This window comes from Algiphilus aromaticivorans DG1253, assembly GCF_000733765.1.
Lineage (GTDB): Bacteria > Pseudomonadota > Gammaproteobacteria > Nevskiales > Nevskiaceae > Algiphilus > Algiphilus aromaticivorans.
The window spans coordinates 1,467,333-1,484,271 of record NZ_JPOG01000001.1 but is presented as its reverse complement, the minus strand read 5'-3'; the positions used below and the strand labels follow the sequence as shown (position 1 = coordinate 1,484,271).

Sequence of the window (16,939 nt, the reverse complement as noted above, 5' to 3'; positions counted from 1 at the left end):
GAACTACTCGATGTTCCAGTTGCCGATATCGGCATTCACGCCTTCACCGCCTTCGCGCCCGTCAGCGCCGTAGCTCAAGACGTCGTAATCGCCGTGTTCACCCGGCTGCACGTACAGGTATTCGTTACCCCATGGGTCCTTCGGCAGCGAGTTGATGTAGCCGCCGGGTTTCCAGTTGCGCGCCGGCGGGTCGCCGCTCGGTTCGCGCACCAGCGCCTCGAGCCCCTGCTGTGTGCTCGGGTATTGATAATTATCGAGGCGGTACAGTTCCAGCGCGCTTTGCAGTGCACGAATGTCCTGCCGCGCCTTGGCGACCCGCGCGTCGTCCGGCCGATCCATGATGCGCGGGACGACGACCGCCGCAAGGATGCCCAGAATGACCACCACAACCATGATCTCGATAAGCGTGAAACCGCCGGACCTTCGGCGCTGCTGCAGACGGTGGGAGAGGCTAGACACCTTGGAAATCTCCGGGTAATAGGTAATGCATTGGACGCGCAGAATAGCAAAGAGTGCCGGCGACACCGGCTTTTTTCTCTCGCCGGTGCTATGGCTCGCCCTGCTCATGATCGGGCTGCATCTTGCCGGCCTGCGGGACGCCTTGCTGTTGGAAAGCGACAAAATCTTCAGCGCGCAGCCGTGGCGGCTCGTCGGGGCGCATTTCGTCCACTGGAGCGACTGGCACCTGCTCATGAACGTGGCCGGCCTGGCGATCTGGCCGCTGCTTTGCGACGCGCGCTGGTCGCCGCTGCGCTGGTTGCTCGTCCTGCTCGTGCTAAGTCTCAGCGTGTCTGCGGGCATGGTCGCGCTGGCCCCGGAGATCAACCGCTACGCCGGCTTTTCCGGCGTCCTGCACGGGCTCTTCCTGCTCGGGCTGTTGCCGCAGGCGAGAGCGGGTGACGGGATTGCCGCCGCCTGCCTGCTGTATCTTGTCGGCAAAATTCTGGTCGAAAGCTTCAGCGGACCGTTGTTTGCGGACCCCGAGCGCGTTGGTGCGGCCATCGCGCATCAGGCGCATCTGGCGGGTGTGTTGGGGGCCTCCGGTCTGCTGGGGATAGAGGCGCTGCGGCGGCATCTGTGGCGCAGCTGAAGATTCAGCCAACGAGGGGAGAAGACAACGTGGCGCAGGCAGTGGTTTTTCCGGGGCAGGGTTCGCAGAGCGTCGGTATGCTCGACGGTTTCACGCAGCCGATCGTGGCACGCACGCTGGAAGAGGCCGGCGACGCGCTGGGCTGGAATATGCGCGCGCTCATAGCGCAGGGCCCGGCTGAGCAGCTGGAGCGTACCGAGCACACGCAGCCCGCCATTCTCGCAGCCTCCATTGCGCTGTGGCGGCTGGGCCAGGAGAAGGGCGTGCTCGAGCCCGCGCTGATGGCTGGCCATTCGCTGGGTGAGTACAGCGCCCTGGTCGCCGCCGGGGCGCTGGAGTTCGCCGATGCGCTGCGTCTGGTCGCTGCGCGTGGTCGGGCCATGCAGCAGCACGCACCTTCGGGAGCGGGCATGGTCGCCGTGCTCGGCCTCGACGACGAGGCAGTGAGTGCGCTCTGCGCGCAGCGCGATGAAGGCGATCTCTTCCCGGTCAACTTCAACGCGCCGGGACAAGTGGTGGTGGCAGGTCGCGCCGAGGCGCTGGACTGGCTGGAAGCCGAAGGCAAGGCCGCCGGCGCGAAGAAGTTGCAGCGCCTGGCGATGTCGGTACCGTCCCACTGCCCCTTGCTGCGCGATGCCGCCGAGGCCTTCGGCGCCGAGCTCGACGCCGCGGTGCTGAGCGCGCCGCGCGTGCCGGTACTGCACAACGTCGACGCCAAGCCGCGCAGCGACGTCGAGGGCGTGCGCGAAGCGCTGCGGCGCCAGCTCTGCGAGGCAGTGCGCTGGACCCAGACGCAGCAGGCACTACTTGATGAAGGCGTGACACAGCTGGTGGAGTGCGGCCCCGGCAAGGTTCTGTGCGGGCTGGCCAAGCGCGGCATGAAGGGTGTCACAGCCGTGCCGCTGGGCGACGCGCAAACTTTGGCAACGCTTTCCGCCGACTCGGCGGACGCATCCTGAAGGAGACGAATATGCAGAAGGCACTCGAAGGGCGCACGGCCCTGGTCACGGGCGGTAGCCGCGGCATCGGCGCGGCGATATGCGCGCGACTGGCTGCCGACGGCGCCTATGTCGTCGGCACCGCCACCAGCGAGAAGGGCGCGGCGGGCATCGGCGAAGCGCTGGGCAGCAGCGGCGAAGGCCGTGTGCTCGATGTCACCGATCGCGAGGCCGTGCGCAAGCTCGTTGGCGAGCTGCCGCCGGTGGACATTCTCGTCAACAACGCCGGCATTACGCGCGACGGCCTGGCCATGCGCATGAAGGACGATGACTGGGACGCGGTGGTCGATACCAACCTCAGCGCCGCTTTCGGCTGCGCGCGTGCGGTGCTGCGCGGCATGATGAAGGCCAAGGGCGGGCGCATTATCTCAGTCGGCTCGGTGGTTGGCGCGGCGGGCAACCCCGGCCAGGCCAACTATTGCGCGGCCAAGGCCGGTCTGATCGGCATGAGCAAATCGCTGGCGCGCGAAGTGGGCGGCCGTGGCATTACCGTCAACGTCGTAGCCCCCGGCTTCATCGAGACCGACATGACGCGCGCCCTCGATGAATCGCAGCGCGAGGCGCTGCTCGCGCAGATCCCGACCGGCCGTCTCGGGGCCGTGGAAGACATCGCCGCAGCGGTGGCTTTTCTCGCCGGACCGGAGGCTTCATTCATCAACGGCGAAACGCTGCACGTCAACGGTGGCATGCACATGGCATAGAGCCCGTCACGACGGGCGATCCGCGCGGTGGATGCCACGCGCGGCAATCTTCTACAATTGCCGCCGGTTCGCCGCATTCACCGGTGGCCTCAGCGGGAGCGCGCGGTAAGCGGCTTCCCAACCGCGTACCGCATCAAATCGAACACAGAGGAGTGGCTCAATGAGTAACCTGGAAGAGAAGGTCAAGAAAATCATCGCTGAACAGCTCTCGGTCAGCGAGGACCAGATCACCCCGGACGCGTCCTTCGTCGAGGACCTGGGCGCTGATTCGCTGGACACCGTAGAACTCGTCATGGCGCTGGAAGAAGAGTTCGAGATCGACATCCCGGATGAAGAGGCCGAGAAGATCGTGACCTTCCAGGATGTCATCAACTACATCAAGAGCAACGCCAACCAGGCTTCCTGAGCCGTTTCGACGGCTCCGCTCCCCGCAGGTAAGGCCATGACCAAGTCTCGCGTCGTCGTTTCCGGCCTCGGCATCGTGTCGCCGGTCGGAAGCAGCGTGCCAACCGCCTGGGATGCCGTCTGCGCTGGCCGCAGCGGCATCCGTATGGTCGACAAGTACGATGTCTCCGCCTACACCACGCAATTCGCCGGGCTGGTGTCCGACGATTTCGTGGCCGAGGACTGGATGTCTCCGAAGGAGCTGCGCAAGACGGATCCCTTCATCCATTACGGGGTGGCCGCGGCCAAGCAGGCCGTGGCCGACAGTGGCTTGGAGATCACCGACGCGAATCGCGAGCGCATTGGTATCTGTGTCGGCTCCGGCATCGGGGGCATCGGCACCATCGAGCGCGAATGCGCCGTGCTGCACGAGAAGGGGCCCCGGCGCATGTCGCCTTTCTTCGTGCCCAGCAGCATCATCAATATGGTGAGCGGGCAGATCTCCATCGATCTTGGTATCACCGGTCCGAGTCTGGCGGCGGTGTCCGCCTGCACGACGGCCGCGCACGCCATCGGTATCGGCATGCGCATGATTCAGTACGGCGATGCCGACATCTTCATTGCCGGTGGCGCCGAGGCAGGTTCCTCGCCGGCGGGGCTGGCGGGCTTCTGTCAGGCGCGGGCGCTTTCTACGCGCAACGACGCCCCGATCGAGGCTTCGCGCCCGTGGGACAAGGACCGCGACGGTTTCGTGCTGGGTGACGGCGCCGGCGTCATCGTCATTGAATCACTGGAATCGGCACAGGCGCGTGGCGCGCCCATCTACGCCGAGCTGGCCGGCTTCGGCATGTCATCGGACGCCTATCACATCACGCTGCCACCCGAGAGCGGGGAGGGCGCCCGACGCGCGATGGAGAATACGTTGCGCGACGCGTCGACCAACGCAGAGTCTGTGGAATACATCAACGCCCATGGCACTTCGACGCATGCCGGCGATATCGCCGAAACAGCCGCTCTGCACGGCGCCTTCGGCGAGCACGCGCGCAAGCTTGCGGTGAGCTCCACCAAATCCATGACCGGGCACCTGCTCGGCGCCGCCGGCGGTATCGAGGCGATCTTCACTGTGCTGGCCATCAAGCACGGTGTGATGCCGCCGACGATCAACTTCCACGAGGCCGGTGAGCACTGCGACCTCGACTATGTGCCGAATGAGGCGCGACAGGCGCGAATCACTCATGCGCTTTCCAACTCCTTCGGCTTCGGTGGCACCAACGGATCGCTGCTCTTCAAGCAGTTTGACTGACGCGCAGACGGCGCCTGTGGCGCCGGCCGCTCCAGTCATCCAGCCGCTCGCTGCCGCCCCCGATCTGCTGGCATTGCACGCCGCGGATCCGCAGCGCTTCTTCTGTCTGCTCAACAGCGGCGCCCATGCCGAGCGCACCGGCCGCTACGACATCCTCTTCGCAGAGCCGCGTCGCCTCGGGAGCGCGGCGGCCGGTACACCCGAGGCCGATGCGTTGCTGGCTCGCCTCGACGCTTACAGCCTGCACGCTGCACCGGGCATGCCGTCGGAGCTGCCCTTCGTCGGCGGTTACGTTTTTCATATCGGCTACGAGGCCGCCGCCTGCTTCGAGCCCAAGCTGCGCCTGCCGCGGCCGGGTCCGGAAGCGCTTCCGGACATCACGGTGTGGGCCGTCGATCAGGCCATTGTCGTCGATGCGGTCACGGGACAAGCCTGGTGCGTGGCGCCCGATCAGGCAACGGCCGCGGCGCTAGCGCGCGAGACCGGTCAGCCGCGCGCAGCGGTGCATCCCTACGCGGAAGGGCTAGCCAGCAGCGAGGCTGAAGCACCCCAGCATTACCGAGACGGCGTGGCCGCGGTGCTCGACTATCTGCACGCCGGTGACGCTTTCCAGGTCAATCTGTCGCGTGGTTGGCGACTGCGCCTGGCCGAGTCGGCCAGCGGCGCAGCACTGCATGCGGCCATGCGTCTGCACAACGCCGCGCCTTTCTCGGCATTGCTGCATCAGGATGGCGCCAGCCTCGTCAGTGCCTCGCCCGAGCGGTTGGTGCGCGTTGTCGACGGGGTGGTCGAGACGCGCCCCATAGCCGGTACCCGCCGTCGCGGCCGCGACGCGGACGAAGACGCCGCGCTCTGCGGCGAACTCAGCCGCAACCCCAAGGAACGCGCCGAGCACGTCATGCTCATCGATCTGGAGCGCAACGATCTCGGTCGCATCTGCCGGCCCGGAAGCGTGTGCGTGGACGAGTTGCTGGCACTCGAGCATTACGCCAGCGTGCATCATCTGGTCTCCAATATCCGCGGCGAGCTGAGCCCGGATGTCGGCGCTGCGCGCGTGCTGCGCGCGGTCTTCCCGGGCGGCACGATTACGGGCTGTCCAAAGGTGCGCGTCATGGAGATCATCGCCGAGCTCGAGACTGTGGGGCGGGGCAGCTACACGGGCAGCCTGGGCTACGTCTCACGCAATGGGCGCATGGACAGCAGCATCCTGATCCGCTCGCTGCTCGCTCGCGACGATGAGCTGGTCTTCCGCGCCGGCGCGGGCATCGTCGCCGACTCCGATCCCGATGCCGAGCTGGCCGAGACCGAAGCCAAGGCGCGTGGCCTGCTCGCCGGGCTGGGCGCATGAGCCTGCTCGGCGCCTGGTTGGACGGCGCGCCGGCTACGTCGTTGCCACTGACGCTGCGCGCCGCGCAGTACGGCGACGGCGTCTTCCGGACCCTGCGCCGGGACGGCGGCCAAGTCGCGCTGCGCGAGCAGCATATCGCGCGGCTATGCGCCGACGCCGCGGCCATCGGCATTCCGCTGCGCAAGGAAGCCGTCGAGCAGGCGCTGGCCGAGCCCGCACTGCCAGCCGATGCCGCACTCAAGATCTGCGCGTGGCGTGGCGGCGTCGGTCGCGGTTATCGGCCGGAACCGGAAACCACACCGCATCTGGCTGTCTACGCGCACGCGCTGCCCGACTATCCGGCGGAGCACTGGAAGCGGGGCGTCGACGTCGTGCGGCTGGCCGCCACGCTTTCGCGCAATCCCCGTATGGCCGGAATCAAGCACTGCAATCGTCTGGATCAGGTTCTGGCTGCCGAGGAGCTGGCGGCCACAGGCGCCGATGAAGGGCTGTGCGGCGATGGTGACGGCCACTTCGTCTGCGGCACGCGCAGCAATGTCTTCGCGCACGTCGACGGTGTGCTGCACACGCCGCCGATCGTCGATTGCGGCGTTCGGGGTGTGATGCGCGAGCGGCTCTGCGAGCTGGCCGAAGGGCAGGGGATCGTCCTTCGGGAATCCGCCCTCGGCGAGAACTTGCTGACCCGCGCAGATGCTTTGCTGCTGAGCAACAGCCTGATCGGTATCTGGCCGGTGGCGCGACTCGATGGCACGACACTACCTGGCAGCGCTAGGCTTGCCGCTGCGCTTCTGCGAGCGCTCGGCCCCCCGTTTTCCCAGGAGATTGAACCGGCATGCGCGCCCTGAAGTTGCTGTTCGTCCTAGCCCTGCTGTGCGTTGGCGCGATTGCCACGGATGGCTGGCGCGCCCTGAACCAGTCGATCACGCCGCCGCAGCTGCCAGCGACCTTCGAGCTGGAGCGCGGGCAGAGCTGGCAAGCCTTCGTGCGGCGCATGCGGGATCAAGGCTGGCTGGAGCACTCGCGCGACGCGTTTTATCTGCGCGCGTGGGGACGCCTCGACGGTCAGGCACGCCGAATCCACTCCGGCGAATATCGCCTCGATGAAGCAGTGACGCTCTCCGAGCTCATGGACATGCTCGTCGCGGGCCGCGTCGTACAGTACGACATCACTTTCATCGAAGGCTGGCGTCTCAGCGAAGCCCTGGAAGCGCTGCGCCGCCACGAAGCCGTGCGCCACACGTTGCCGGAGTCGGCTGGCGAGGCCGACGCCGCACTACGCGATGCCCTCGAAATCGACGCGGAGTCAGCGGAGGGCTGGTTCCTGCCGGAGACCTATCGTTTCCCGCGCGGCACTGCGGATCTGTCGATCCTGAAGCGCGCCCACGCGGCCATGCAGCGCGCTCTGTCCGATGCCTGGGATGCGCGTCGCGACGACCTGCCCATCGATTCGCCCGCCGAACTGCTGACACTGGCCTCCATCGTCGAAAAGGAGACCGGCGCCGTCGCTGAGCGCGCGCGCGTGGCGGGTGTCTTTAAGCGCCGCCTGGACCGCGGCATGCGGCTGCAAACCGATCCCACTGTCCTGTACGGCCGTGACCCCGAGCGCAGCGGTCGTCTGCGTCGTGTTGATCTCGTCACCGATACGCCTTACAACACCTACACGCGTGGTGGCCTGCCGCCAACGCCCATCTGCCTGCCGGGGCGCGCGGCGCTCAATGCCACGGCCCAGCCGGCCGAAGGCACCGCCTTGTACTTCGTCTCGCGCAACGACGGCACCCACGTCTTCTCCGACACGCTGATCGAGCACAACCGCGCGGTCGACCGCTATCAGCGCGGGGGCGGCCAATGAGCACCCCACGCGGTCGTTTCATCGTGCTCGAAGGCGGGGAGGGGGCGGGCAAATCCACCCAGCTTCCTCGAATCACGCAATGGTTGGAGCAGCGTGGCCGTCGCGTGCTGAGTACGCGCGAGCCCGGCGGCCCTCCCGAGGCCGAGCGCGTCCGCGAGCTGCTGCTGGATTCGCCCGCCGGCAGCATCGATCCAATGGCGGAAGCACTGCTCGTCTTCGCCGCTCGAAGCCTGCATCTGAACCAGCGCGTCCTGCCGGCGCTGCAAGACGGCATTGATGTCGTCAGCGACCGCTTCGTCGACGCCAGCTATGCCTACCAGGGCGGTGGGCGCGGCGTGACGAATGACCGACTGACGGCGCTGGAGGATTGGGTCTGCGCTGATCTGAGACCCGACCTGGTGCTCATCTTCGACATTGATCCTGGGGCAGGGCGAGCACGCGCGGCGGCGCGCTCGGAAGCCGACCGCTTCGAACAGGAAGACCTGGCCTTCGCCACGCGCGTGCGACAGCGCTATCTGGAACGCGCGCAACAGGAACCCGCACGCTACGCCGTGCTCGACGCGGCCCGCGATCCCGACGCATTGTGGGCGCAGATCGTGCGGATTCTGGAGGAGCGCCTGGATGGCTGAAGAAGACAGCAAGAAGGCCATGGAGCTACCACCACCGCCACTCGAGCCCTTGCCGTGGCACGCGGAGGCGCTGAGCAGCATGCAGGCCGAAGTACGCGCTGATCGTCTGCCGCAGACGATGCTGCTCTGCGCGCCCACCGGCACCGGTCTGACGCATTTCGCTGATGTCTTCACGGCCTGGCTTCTCTGCGACCGGAAGACGGAAGAAGCACGCGCCTGCGGCCACTGCCGCGGCTGCCGGCAATGGCTCAGCCGAGGGCATCCGGATGCCATGGCGCTGCTCGCACAGGGGGCCGGCCAGGAAATCACGGTGGACGCCGTGCGCGAAGTCATCGATAGCCTGTCGCTGGCCCGGCATTACGCCGGTCATCGCGTCGTGCGTCTGCATCCGGCCGAAACGCTCAACCGCAACGCCGCCAATGCCCTGCTCAAGACGCTGGAAGAGCCCGCCGTGGGGACGATCTTCCTGCTGCTCAGCGAGCAGCCGAGGAGCTTGCCACCAACCGTACGCAGCCGCGCCCAGATCCGCCAGTTGCCCATGCCGGACGAAGCCAGTGCCCGGCAGTGGCTGCAAGAACAGGGGTGCGCAGACACCGAGACCGCGCTCCTGCAGTTTCCCGGCCAGCCGCTCAATGCCCTGGCACAACAGAACAGCGACAACGGCAAGCTCTATGAGCAAGTCATCAATGATGCCGTGAAGAATCCGTCTCAACTAACGGATTATGCGAAGAAAGTTTCAGAAAACCGCGACGCGGCGCTGGCTTTCCTCAACTGGCTCGCAACGCGACAATGGCAGCGCGCGCGCGAAAGCATCCAGCCAGCGTCAGCGGCGGGGGGCGACACCGTGGCCGGCAGCGCGGACAGCGCCGTAGCGGGTTATCGCCTGGCACTGGACGCGCGTGCGGCGATCAAGAGCTACACCCAGCCGCAGCTGGCCATCGAGTCGTTGCTCGTGTCCTGGCGCGGTCTGCATGTACAGTCACGAGCAGCCACATTCAAGCAGGCGAGCACGCATGAGTGATAAGAAAGGCCAGACCCCCAGTCAGCCGGGACTGCTGACCCTCAATATCCCGGATCGCGAGGCTCTCTACGCGGCCTATATGCCATTCATACGCCACGGCGGCCTCTTCGTGCCGACGACGGCGGAATTCGCGCTCGGCGACGAAGTCCTGCTGCTGCTGACTTTCGAGAAGCAGCGCTATTCGATCAGCGGTAAGGTCGCGTGGATCAACCCCAAGGGCGCGCAGAACCGCCGGCGACAAGGTGTGGGGGTGCAGTTCAGCGCCGAGGCGGCCGAAGTCCAGCGTCAATTCGACGCCGCGCTGGCCGGCATGATGGGCACCGAACGGCCGACCGAGACGATGTAGCCAAATCGGGGCAAGGCATTATCGGAGATTGGCCGCGGAGACCGGCGCCGCCTCATTGCCCCAGCTGGCGCGGATGTAGGTGATCAGCGCGGCAACCTCTCGGTCCGTGAGGTTCTGAAACGGGGGCATGCCGAAAGGCCTGGGGTTGTCGTGCGTGCTTGGCGGAAAGCCCCCCTGCCGAATGATCTTCGCCAGATTTGTCGGGTTCGAGGCCGTAACCGTGCGATTGCCGGCCAGCGCGGGCGCTGCCACGGAACCCTCACCGGCATCGCCGTGACAGTCACTACAACGCGCCTGGTAAATCGGCTTTCCGGTTTCCATGGCCGTCTGCACGCTCCTCTCTGGCAGCCGGATTAGATGGACGGGTGATTCGACTTGGCGGTCGGGCAGGTAGCGCAGATAGGTCGCCATCGAGGGTCGGCAGGGATTCGTGTAAAAACGGGCCGAATCCTACCTAAGTTGATGTTTTAAAACGAGATGCGGGACTGGGCTGGACGTCGAGGCTACCAGCGGGGATCCGGCCACTCCTTGTTCTCCCACTGCGCCAGTTCCTCTGGGCTGAGCAGCCCGTGCTCCCCGCGGCCGGCTCGGAATGCATAGATGGACTCGTACATGCGATCGAAGCTGGCCAGCAATGGCGCGAACCGGCGCCGGCGCTCAGCCTTGCTCCACGAGCAGAAGATCGCCGTGCGACTGTCCAGCCGGTCGAACGTTGCCGGATCGACGGGATCCAACCGCTGCCACAGTTCGATTACGGACTGCCCTTGGGAGCCGAAGTCCTCCCGTAATCCCTCCTCGATGACGGCCTCCAGCGCATAGGTGATCGCCTGGTGCCGCTTGGCGTGGTCGAGGTATCCAAGCGACACTCGCAGCATGCGGTGCTGTACCAGCAGCACCGGCCACAGGATCTGCACGCCGTATCGCGTCCCCATCTCCTCGTAGCCTTGAGGTGCAGGCAGGATTTCCCGCTCCGACTGGTAGGCCTTACGCGCGTCGTAAGCCAAGCCCAGAAATGGACTTTCGTCGTCCTTGATCAGCGGCGAACGTTCATTGACATCGTGGACAACCTCATGGAGCCACCTCAGCGACGTGTAATCCCCCACCAGCAGCAGGCCGGCGTGGTTCTTGAGCAGTTGATACGAGAGCATGGGAGTCCTTGAATGTGCGCTGGCTCAGCGTTTGCCCAGCGTCGCCTTGATCTCTTTGAGGATGGTCTGGAAGTCATCGACCGCGATCCGCACGTCGTCGGAGCGGACCCTGGCGTGCGGTCCATGCAACCCATGCATGCGCTCTTCCTCACTGGTTACGTCGGTGCCCTGGATAGCCTCCAGCAGACGGTCGAGCCGTGTCTGCAGGGTGTTTTGCAGCTTCTGGATGGTGTGCTTGGAATGCATTGGCATGGTGCGCCTCCCCTCGGGCGGATGGAATCGGATGCAGTCAGTCTTCGGTGGTGCCGACCGCGGGCTTGGGCTCCCGGTGACGGTCGCTGCCATGCCCGACGTGATCGGTCAGCGGCTCGGCCACTGTGCTCATGGAACGCGATGGTGTCCCGCAGGACGACATCAAAGCGCCGGCGCGTGCCCTTACGCGGCTCGCCTATCGGCTCGTATAAGGCCGCATCGCAGTTCACACAGCGCGACTCTTCCATCTGTTGACTCTCCTAACTGGCCAAGCGCTCCAGAATCCGCCGAGAGAAGTCGATCGGCGCGACCTCGCGCTTGAGGTCCAGCGTGTAGTCGCCGAACCGGTTGATGTGGCTGGTCCGGTACGGCGACAACCCGGCCAGCACTTCCGGGCTGATGTTGGCGCCATCTTGCCGCAGCTCCGCCAGCACCCGGGTCATCTGCTCCACGTTGTGCAAGATGACCAGGTTGGCCACCAGTTGGTTGTAACGCACGATCTTGCGCTGCTCGTGCTGGACATTCTCGGCGATGATGCCTTCGCCGCCGAAGAACGCCCACTTGACGAAGCCGTTGAACTCCTCGCTCTTGTTGGTGGCGGCGTGGATGGTTTTGCGCACTTCGACATCGTCGATGTAGCGCAGCAGGAACAACGTGCGCACGGCCTTGCCCAGCTCGCGGAATGCCCAGTACAGCTTGTTCTTGCGGCTGTAGGTGCCGAGCCGGCGCAGGATCGTCGAGGCGGTGATTTTGCCCACTTTGATGGAAATCGCGACCCGCAGCATGTCGTGCAGGTGGGTCTCGATCAGCTTCCAGTCGATGCTGTCGCCGAACAGCGCCTGGATGTTCTCGTACGTCCGCCCCGGCTCGGGCCGGGAGAACACCAGGTCCTTGATGTTGCGGATGCGCGGCATGAGGTTGATGCCCAGCAGGTGCGCCAGACCGAACACCGGGAAGCTCTGCGCCTGGGTGTCGCCGTGCACGGTATCGGGCTGGATGTCGGACCGGTTGGCCAGCAGCCCGTCGAGGATGTAGACCGCCTCGTGCACGCCGCACGGGATGAAGTGGCTGAACAACGCGATGTACTTGTCCGACACGTGGTAGTAGCCGATGCCGCCATAGCCGCCGTAGCGGATGTGGTACTCCGACAACAGGTTCTGTTCGTAGACGCTCCACTTGGTGCCGTCGGCCGAGGCGCTCTTGCCGCTGCCCCAGTAGCCGGGCAACTCGAACTTGTTGTACAGGTTGATCACCTCGACGATCGCCTTGTCGAGCGTCTCGTCGGTGACGTACTTCAGGTTCAACCAGGAGATCTGACGCCGGCTGAAACCCTTGACCGAGCGCGCGGTCTGGGTGGGCCCCAGGTTGCAGCCGTAGCAAAACAGCGTGGTGATCACCCGCCGCAGCAGGTCATCCACGCGGGCGTCGGTGCCGGCGATCGGCCGGAAATGCACGTGCAGGTCCAGCCAGCGGGTGGTGTCAACCAGGACATCGACGATGCTGGTCGGCGGCAGCCGTTCGGTGATCGCGCTGTCCACCGCGGCGATCGCCTGCGTCACCTGGGCGCCCTGCAGGCGCCTGAGCACCAACCGCCCGTCGACCACGCTGGCGTGCAGGTTGTCCGGGAACCGGGCATCGACGGCATCGGCCAATGTCGTCAGCTCCGTGCGCAAACCCTGCACAAAGTCGGACGCGTCGGTGGCGATGCCCGATATCTCGCCGTAGGCTTCCAGTTCCTGCGCGAACGTCGCCTCGTCGACCAACTGCTCGCGGTAGTCGTCGTAGCGCTCGCCGTGCGGAATGTACAGGTCGCCGGATTTGAGTTCGTCCTTGACCTGCGCCAGCACCGCCAGCTCGAAGTACTTGCGGTGGATCCAGCCGGGGCTGCCCGCAACCAACGCCTTGGGCAACACGTGCTTGCGCCAGGCGGCCGACAGCCAGGTCAGGTCGGTGGTCACGTCCAACCCCAGCCCAGCCGCGTCGACCGCCTCGCGACGCTGGCTGCGCAGCGCGAGTACGGCGCCGATCATGCGCTCCATTCTCGGGTCCTGGCTGGCGGCCCGCAGGCCCATGATTTCCAGGCAATTGAACAGCAGCGGGCGCAATGTCCCGTACGGTGCCAGCAGGAACGGCAGGTAGTTGCGACCGGCGTAAGCCATGTGTTCATCGCACTCGGCCATCAGCAAGCCGATGTCGGCGACCAGCACGCCCTCGATCGCGTCCACGCGCTGGGTGTCGGTGCCCTCGACCTGGTAGGCCTGCAGGATCTCCCGAAGCTGGCCGATCAGCGCGTCGGCCCGCTTGCTGTGTTCGAGCTGGTAGACGATCAGCCTCTGCTGCGCGGTGTTCTCCAGGTTCTGGATCAGGCGGATGAACAGGTCGGCGGCATCGTCGAGCGTCTTACGGTACTGCGAACGGATGAAGATCGCGGCCAGCGCATAGCGCTTGACCGGGATCAGTTCGGCCAATTCGCTGGCATCGAGCGCGCGAGCCATCGCCCGAAACTGCTTGAGTTTTGGCACCGAGACATCGATCGGCGGCAATTGCTCGGCCAAGGTGCGCAGCCGCTGGATGTGCTGCAGGTAATGGCGCACTTCCTTGTTGGTCGGCCGCTTGGGCTCGCGCTTGAGCGCATGCCAGCCGCTGTGGTGGCTGCCCGGCGGCGTCAGCAGCAGGTCGTCGATCAGCGCCCGCATCGCCGGCGTCAGCGCGCTCGTGATCTGGCGATAGTGCGTGTCGTGAACCTGCTCGCGGGCGGCGATCGCGAGGCGTTCGAGCGTGCTGAATGCCGGCAACTCGTAGCGGTGGTGCACCAGCTCTTCGAGCATCACGTTCACGATGTCGGGCACGATGTGCTTGGTCTGCGCCGCCGTTTCGGCCACGGTAGTGAGCCAGTCGCGCCCGCCGGCATCAAGCGGCCGGACATTGAGGAACGTGCGCAGCTGGGCCAAGTGCTTGCGCTGGCTACCGGAGTCGTCATAGCTCGCCAACTTGTCGGCCGACACGCGGCGCATTCCCACCGCTTTGGCAACGTGCTGCACGATGCGTTCGGGCACCTCGGCCAACGACGTGAAGTACCCCAGGCGCTGGAACAGCTTCAGGTGCAGCAGCAGCGCCAACCGCGTGGCCGGGCCGGTGGTGATGCCCCGGACGCACTGCAACTCCGCCTCGGTAGGCGTGTAGATGTCCTGCAGTTCTTTGGCGGTGGGATCGGGTTTGAGGCGCGGGTAGGCGGTTTCGTGCAGCGTCGTCATGCGCAGCTCAGTCCCAATGGCGGCCGCCCGCTTCGTCGCGCAAGGCGACGGCGAGGAAGCACTGGTGGTTGTCGGCGATCCGGTGCATCTCGTCGAGCAGCATCGCGATGGTTTCGTTCAGCGCCGCGTCGTCAGGTGCGGCGATCGCCAGGTGGTAGCGGGTGCCATCGGCGTCGAGCCGCTGCGCCTGGTGGGCGTGCAGGCAAATCTGCTCGATCAACCGATGGGCCTTGGTCAGGCCGCGCACGCGCGGCGTGAAGCGGGTCAGCGTAATGGTCGCCTCCACCGTCGTGGTCGGCACCGGCGCGACTGTCGGCGCCGGCAGCGCCAGGCGCAGGGGCGCGATCGGCGGCAGACTGGCTTCGATGCGCTGACGGGCGAACGGATCGGCGCCGTCGAGGTAGCGCATCACCGAATTGACGTCGCGCCAGCCGACGTACTCCATCAGCGCCTTCACGTCCCAGCCGTTGGCGTTGGCCCAGCCGGCGAAACCCCGGCGCAGCGAGTGGCTGCTGTAGTCGTCCGGCGAGGCCAGGCCGGCCTCGCGGAAGATCCGCCGCAGCAGGCGTACCAGGCTGTTGGGGTGCAGCGGCGTGGTGGCGATTCCGGCCCACTGGTCGACCGCGCGGAACAGCGGCCCTTCGTGCAGGTCGGCCGCGTCCACCCACGCCGAGGTCGCCGCCACCGGGCACCAGCGCGACAGCGCCGGCACCTTGTAGGTGCGCCCGGTGTGCTGGCGGTCGCCCTTGCTGTGCGGCAGGAAGCAGGTCATGCCTTCGCCGGGTACCAGGCGCAGGTCCTGCACCTGCAGGCGAACCAGTTCGTCGCCGCGGAAGCCGCGCCAGAAGCCCAGCAGCACCAGGGCGCGATCGCGCAGGTGCCGGAGCCGGCCGGCCGGATCGCCGCGCGTGCCGGCCGCGGCCGCGGCGCCGTCGAGCCAATCCACCGCCTGACCCAGTTGCGTGAGCTGCAGCGGTGTGGCGCGCTTCTCCTGGCTCGGGTGCAAGGTCTGGATGCCCTTGAGCACCTTGCGCACGACCGGGGCCCGCGTCGGGTCGGCAAAGCCGTTTGCGTGGTGCCACTGGGCCAAGGCTGCGAGCCGGTGCTTGAGCGTGTTGAGTGCGAGTTGCCCGGCGTAGGCGGCCAAGTAGCGGGCCACCTGATCGGCGGTCGCGGGCAGATGACCGCCCCAGTCGACCTCGAAGTGACGGGTCGCGCCGGCGTACGCGCGCTCGGTGTTGGCGCGGGTGGCCGCGTCCAGGTACTGCTCGACCGTGCTCATCGCATGGGTTCCCCAGTCGGATTCGCGCTGACAGCTTGCTTGGCGCTGTCGTTTGAAATCGCTCGAAAGCGCCATTTCGTACCGCCTGCTCCCGACTGTACCCCAGTTTCGGGGCTAAGGCGGGATAATTCCACATTATCCCGCCTTAGAAGCGCGCTTGTTGACCCTTGTCGCCGAGTACAAAATAGTATGTAATTACATGGTATGTAATACATTACGAAATAACCGGGAGACGATCATGGCGCGAAGTGGGCTCTACAAATCCGATGTGCAGCGGGCCCGTGATGCCTTGGTTGCGCAGGGCAAGCACCCCTCCGTCGATGCAGTGCGGGTGGCGCTGGGCAACACCGGCTCCAAGACCACGATTCACCGATACCTCAAGGAGCTAGAGGAAGAGGACGGCCAAGGCGTGGGCGCCAAGGTCGCGGTCAGCGAGGCGCTGCAGGATCTGGTCGGCCGGCTTGCGGCGCGCCTGCACGAGGAGGCCGAAGCCGCCATCGCCGCCGCCCAGGAACGCTTCCAGGCGCAGCTACAGGAGCGCGAGACCGCCTTGGAAGCCTCGCGGCAGGAGGCGGTCGCGTTGAGCACGCAATTGCAACGCACCGAAACTGCGTTGCAGGCCGAGACCGAGGCGCACGCGCAGGCACGGGAGACCCTCGCCGAGGCGAACACCACGGTGCGGCAGTTGGAGGAACGCGTCGCCGGGCTGACCACCCGGGTGGCCGAGCACGAGGCGCACGCCCGCTCGCTGGAGGAGAAGCACCAGCACGCACGTGAGGCGCTGGAGCACTACCGCACCTCGGTGCGGGAGCAGCGCGAGCAGGAGCAGCGTCGGCACGAGCAGCAGGTGCAGGAGTTGCAGGTCGCGCTGCGCCAGGCCAACGAGACGCTGACCGCCAAGAACCACGAACTGCTGCAGCTCAACCGCGACGCCGGGCGCCTGCTCGAGCTCAATGGACGGCTGGAACAGGACCTGCGCCAAGCCCGCGAAGACGCCGCAGGGCAGCAGCAAGCGCTGGACGGCCTGAAGCTGCTGGCCGCCGAACACACCGGGCTGCAGACCCGCTGGGCCGATGACACGCAGCGTCTGGACACGCTGCGGGACGAATTAACCGTTGCACACGACGCATTGGAGCAGGAACGCACCCATCGGCAGCAGGCCCAGGCCGAGGCCGCGCGAGTCAGCGCCCACTTGGAAGCCACGCAAGAGTTGCTCGAGCGCTTCAGCCCGGCGGCCGAGCCCCAGCGCCGCAAGCCGCCGCGCACGACGGCGAAATAAATGTCGTCGCCAGCGGTTTAGTTATCGAACGCGGCATCCCACGAATACTGCCGAC

18 protein-coding genes are annotated in these 16,939 nt (G+C 66.2%); 12 read left to right on the top strand and 6 right to left on the bottom strand.

What is annotated here, in order from left to right:
* Positions 1–3: 3 nt before the first annotated feature.
* Positions 4–438 (bottom strand): type II secretion system major pseudopilin GspG, encoded by a 435-nt coding sequence (gene gspG / locus U743_RS06865; RefSeq protein ID WP_043771484.1) that lies wholly within the window; start codon positions 436–438, stop codon positions 4–6.
* A gap of 127 nt (positions 439–565) precedes the next feature.
* On the opposite strand from gspG, the gene rrtA reads away from it, so the two are divergent.
* The 11 genes from rrtA to U743_RS06810 all read left to right on the top strand — a co-directional run bounded on the left by rrtA (position 566) and on the right by U743_RS06810 (position 9,669).
* Positions 566–1,090, top strand: a complete 525-nt coding sequence (rrtA, locus tag U743_RS18010) for a rhombosortase (RefSeq protein WP_198021961.1) — start codon at positions 566–568, stop codon at positions 1,088–1,090.
* Positions 1,091–1,119: 29 nt separating this feature from the next.
* Entirely contained in the window at positions 1,120–2,049 is a 930-nt protein-coding gene (gene fabD / locus U743_RS06855; RefSeq protein ID WP_043766699.1) for an ACP S-malonyltransferase, read from the top strand.
* 11 nt (positions 2,050–2,060) lie between these two features.
* Entirely contained in the window at positions 2,061–2,789 is a 729-nt protein-coding gene (gene fabG, locus U743_RS06850) for a 3-oxoacyl-ACP reductase FabG (RefSeq protein ID WP_043766696.1), read from the top strand.
* A gap of 160 nt (positions 2,790–2,949) precedes the next feature.
* Positions 2,950–3,195: an acyl carrier protein gene (gene acpP / locus U743_RS06845; protein WP_043766693.1), complete on the top strand. Its 246-nt coding sequence runs from the start codon at positions 2,950–2,952 to the stop codon at positions 3,193–3,195.
* A 36-nt stretch (positions 3,196–3,231) separates the two neighbouring features.
* A complete protein-coding gene (gene fabF / locus U743_RS06840) occupies positions 3,232–4,476 on the top strand; it encodes a beta-ketoacyl-ACP synthase II (protein ID WP_043766690.1) in 1,245 nt (414 codons plus the stop codon).
* Between the two features lie 16 nt (positions 4,477–4,492).
* Entirely contained in the window at positions 4,493–5,824 is a 1,332-nt protein-coding gene (locus tag U743_RS06835) for a chorismate-binding protein (RefSeq protein WP_232226739.1), read from the top strand.
* On the top strand, positions 5,821–6,669 hold the full coding sequence (pabC, locus tag U743_RS06830) for an aminodeoxychorismate lyase (protein ID WP_052367623.1): 849 nt from the start codon (positions 5,821–5,823) through the stop codon (positions 6,667–6,669). Before U743_RS06835 ends, pabC begins: the two co-directional genes overlap by 4 nt.
* Positions 6,657–7,673, top strand: coding sequence for an endolytic transglycosylase MltG (mltG, locus tag U743_RS06825; protein WP_043766687.1), 1,017 nt, complete (start codon positions 6,657–6,659; stop codon positions 7,671–7,673). The genes pabC and mltG overlap by 13 nt, the downstream gene beginning before the upstream one ends.
* Complete coding sequence (gene tmk / locus U743_RS06820; protein ID WP_043766684.1) at positions 7,670–8,302, top strand: dTMP kinase; 633 nt, start codon at positions 7,670–7,672, stop codon at positions 8,300–8,302. The genes mltG and tmk overlap by 4 nt, the downstream gene beginning before the upstream one ends.
* A complete protein-coding gene (locus U743_RS18005; RefSeq protein ID WP_052367621.1) occupies positions 8,295–9,323 on the top strand; it encodes a DNA polymerase III subunit delta' in 1,029 nt (342 codons plus the stop codon). The genes tmk and U743_RS18005 overlap by 8 nt, the downstream gene beginning before the upstream one ends.
* Entirely contained in the window at positions 9,316–9,669 is a 354-nt protein-coding gene (locus U743_RS06810; RefSeq protein ID WP_043766681.1) for a PilZ domain-containing protein, read from the top strand. The genes U743_RS18005 and U743_RS06810 overlap by 8 nt, the downstream gene beginning before the upstream one ends.
* Before the next feature lie 18 nt (positions 9,670–9,687).
* Here U743_RS06810 and U743_RS06805 read toward each other — a convergent pair whose 3' ends face one another.
* The 5 genes from U743_RS06805 to U743_RS06785 form a co-directional block, all read right to left on the bottom strand.
* Positions 9,688–9,990, bottom strand: a complete 303-nt coding sequence (locus U743_RS06805; RefSeq protein WP_198021960.1) for a c-type cytochrome — start codon at positions 9,988–9,990, stop codon at positions 9,688–9,690.
* 182 nt (positions 9,991–10,172) lie between these two features.
* Positions 10,173–10,817 (bottom strand): DUF6904 family protein, encoded by a 645-nt coding sequence (locus U743_RS18000; protein WP_052367617.1) that lies wholly within the window; start codon positions 10,815–10,817, stop codon positions 10,173–10,175.
* 24 nt (positions 10,818–10,841) lie between these two features.
* Complete coding sequence (locus U743_RS06795; RefSeq protein WP_043766677.1) at positions 10,842–11,069, bottom strand: hypothetical protein; 228 nt, start codon at positions 11,067–11,069, stop codon at positions 10,842–10,844.
* A 260-nt stretch (positions 11,070–11,329) separates the two neighbouring features.
* Positions 11,330–14,323: a Tn3 family transposase gene (locus tag U743_RS06790; protein WP_043766674.1), complete on the bottom strand. Its 2,994-nt coding sequence runs from the start codon at positions 14,321–14,323 to the stop codon at positions 11,330–11,332.
* A gap of 7 nt (positions 14,324–14,330) precedes the next feature.
* Positions 14,331–15,605, bottom strand: a complete 1,275-nt coding sequence (locus tag U743_RS06785; protein WP_084191409.1) for a site-specific integrase — start codon at positions 15,603–15,605, stop codon at positions 14,331–14,333.
* A 238-nt stretch (positions 15,606–15,843) separates the two neighbouring features.
* On the opposite strand from U743_RS06785, the gene U743_RS06780 reads away from it, so the two are divergent.
* Complete coding sequence (locus U743_RS06780) at positions 15,844–16,884, top strand: DNA-binding protein (RefSeq protein WP_043766670.1); 1,041 nt, start codon at positions 15,844–15,846, stop codon at positions 16,882–16,884.
* Positions 16,885–16,939: the final 55 nt, after the last annotated feature.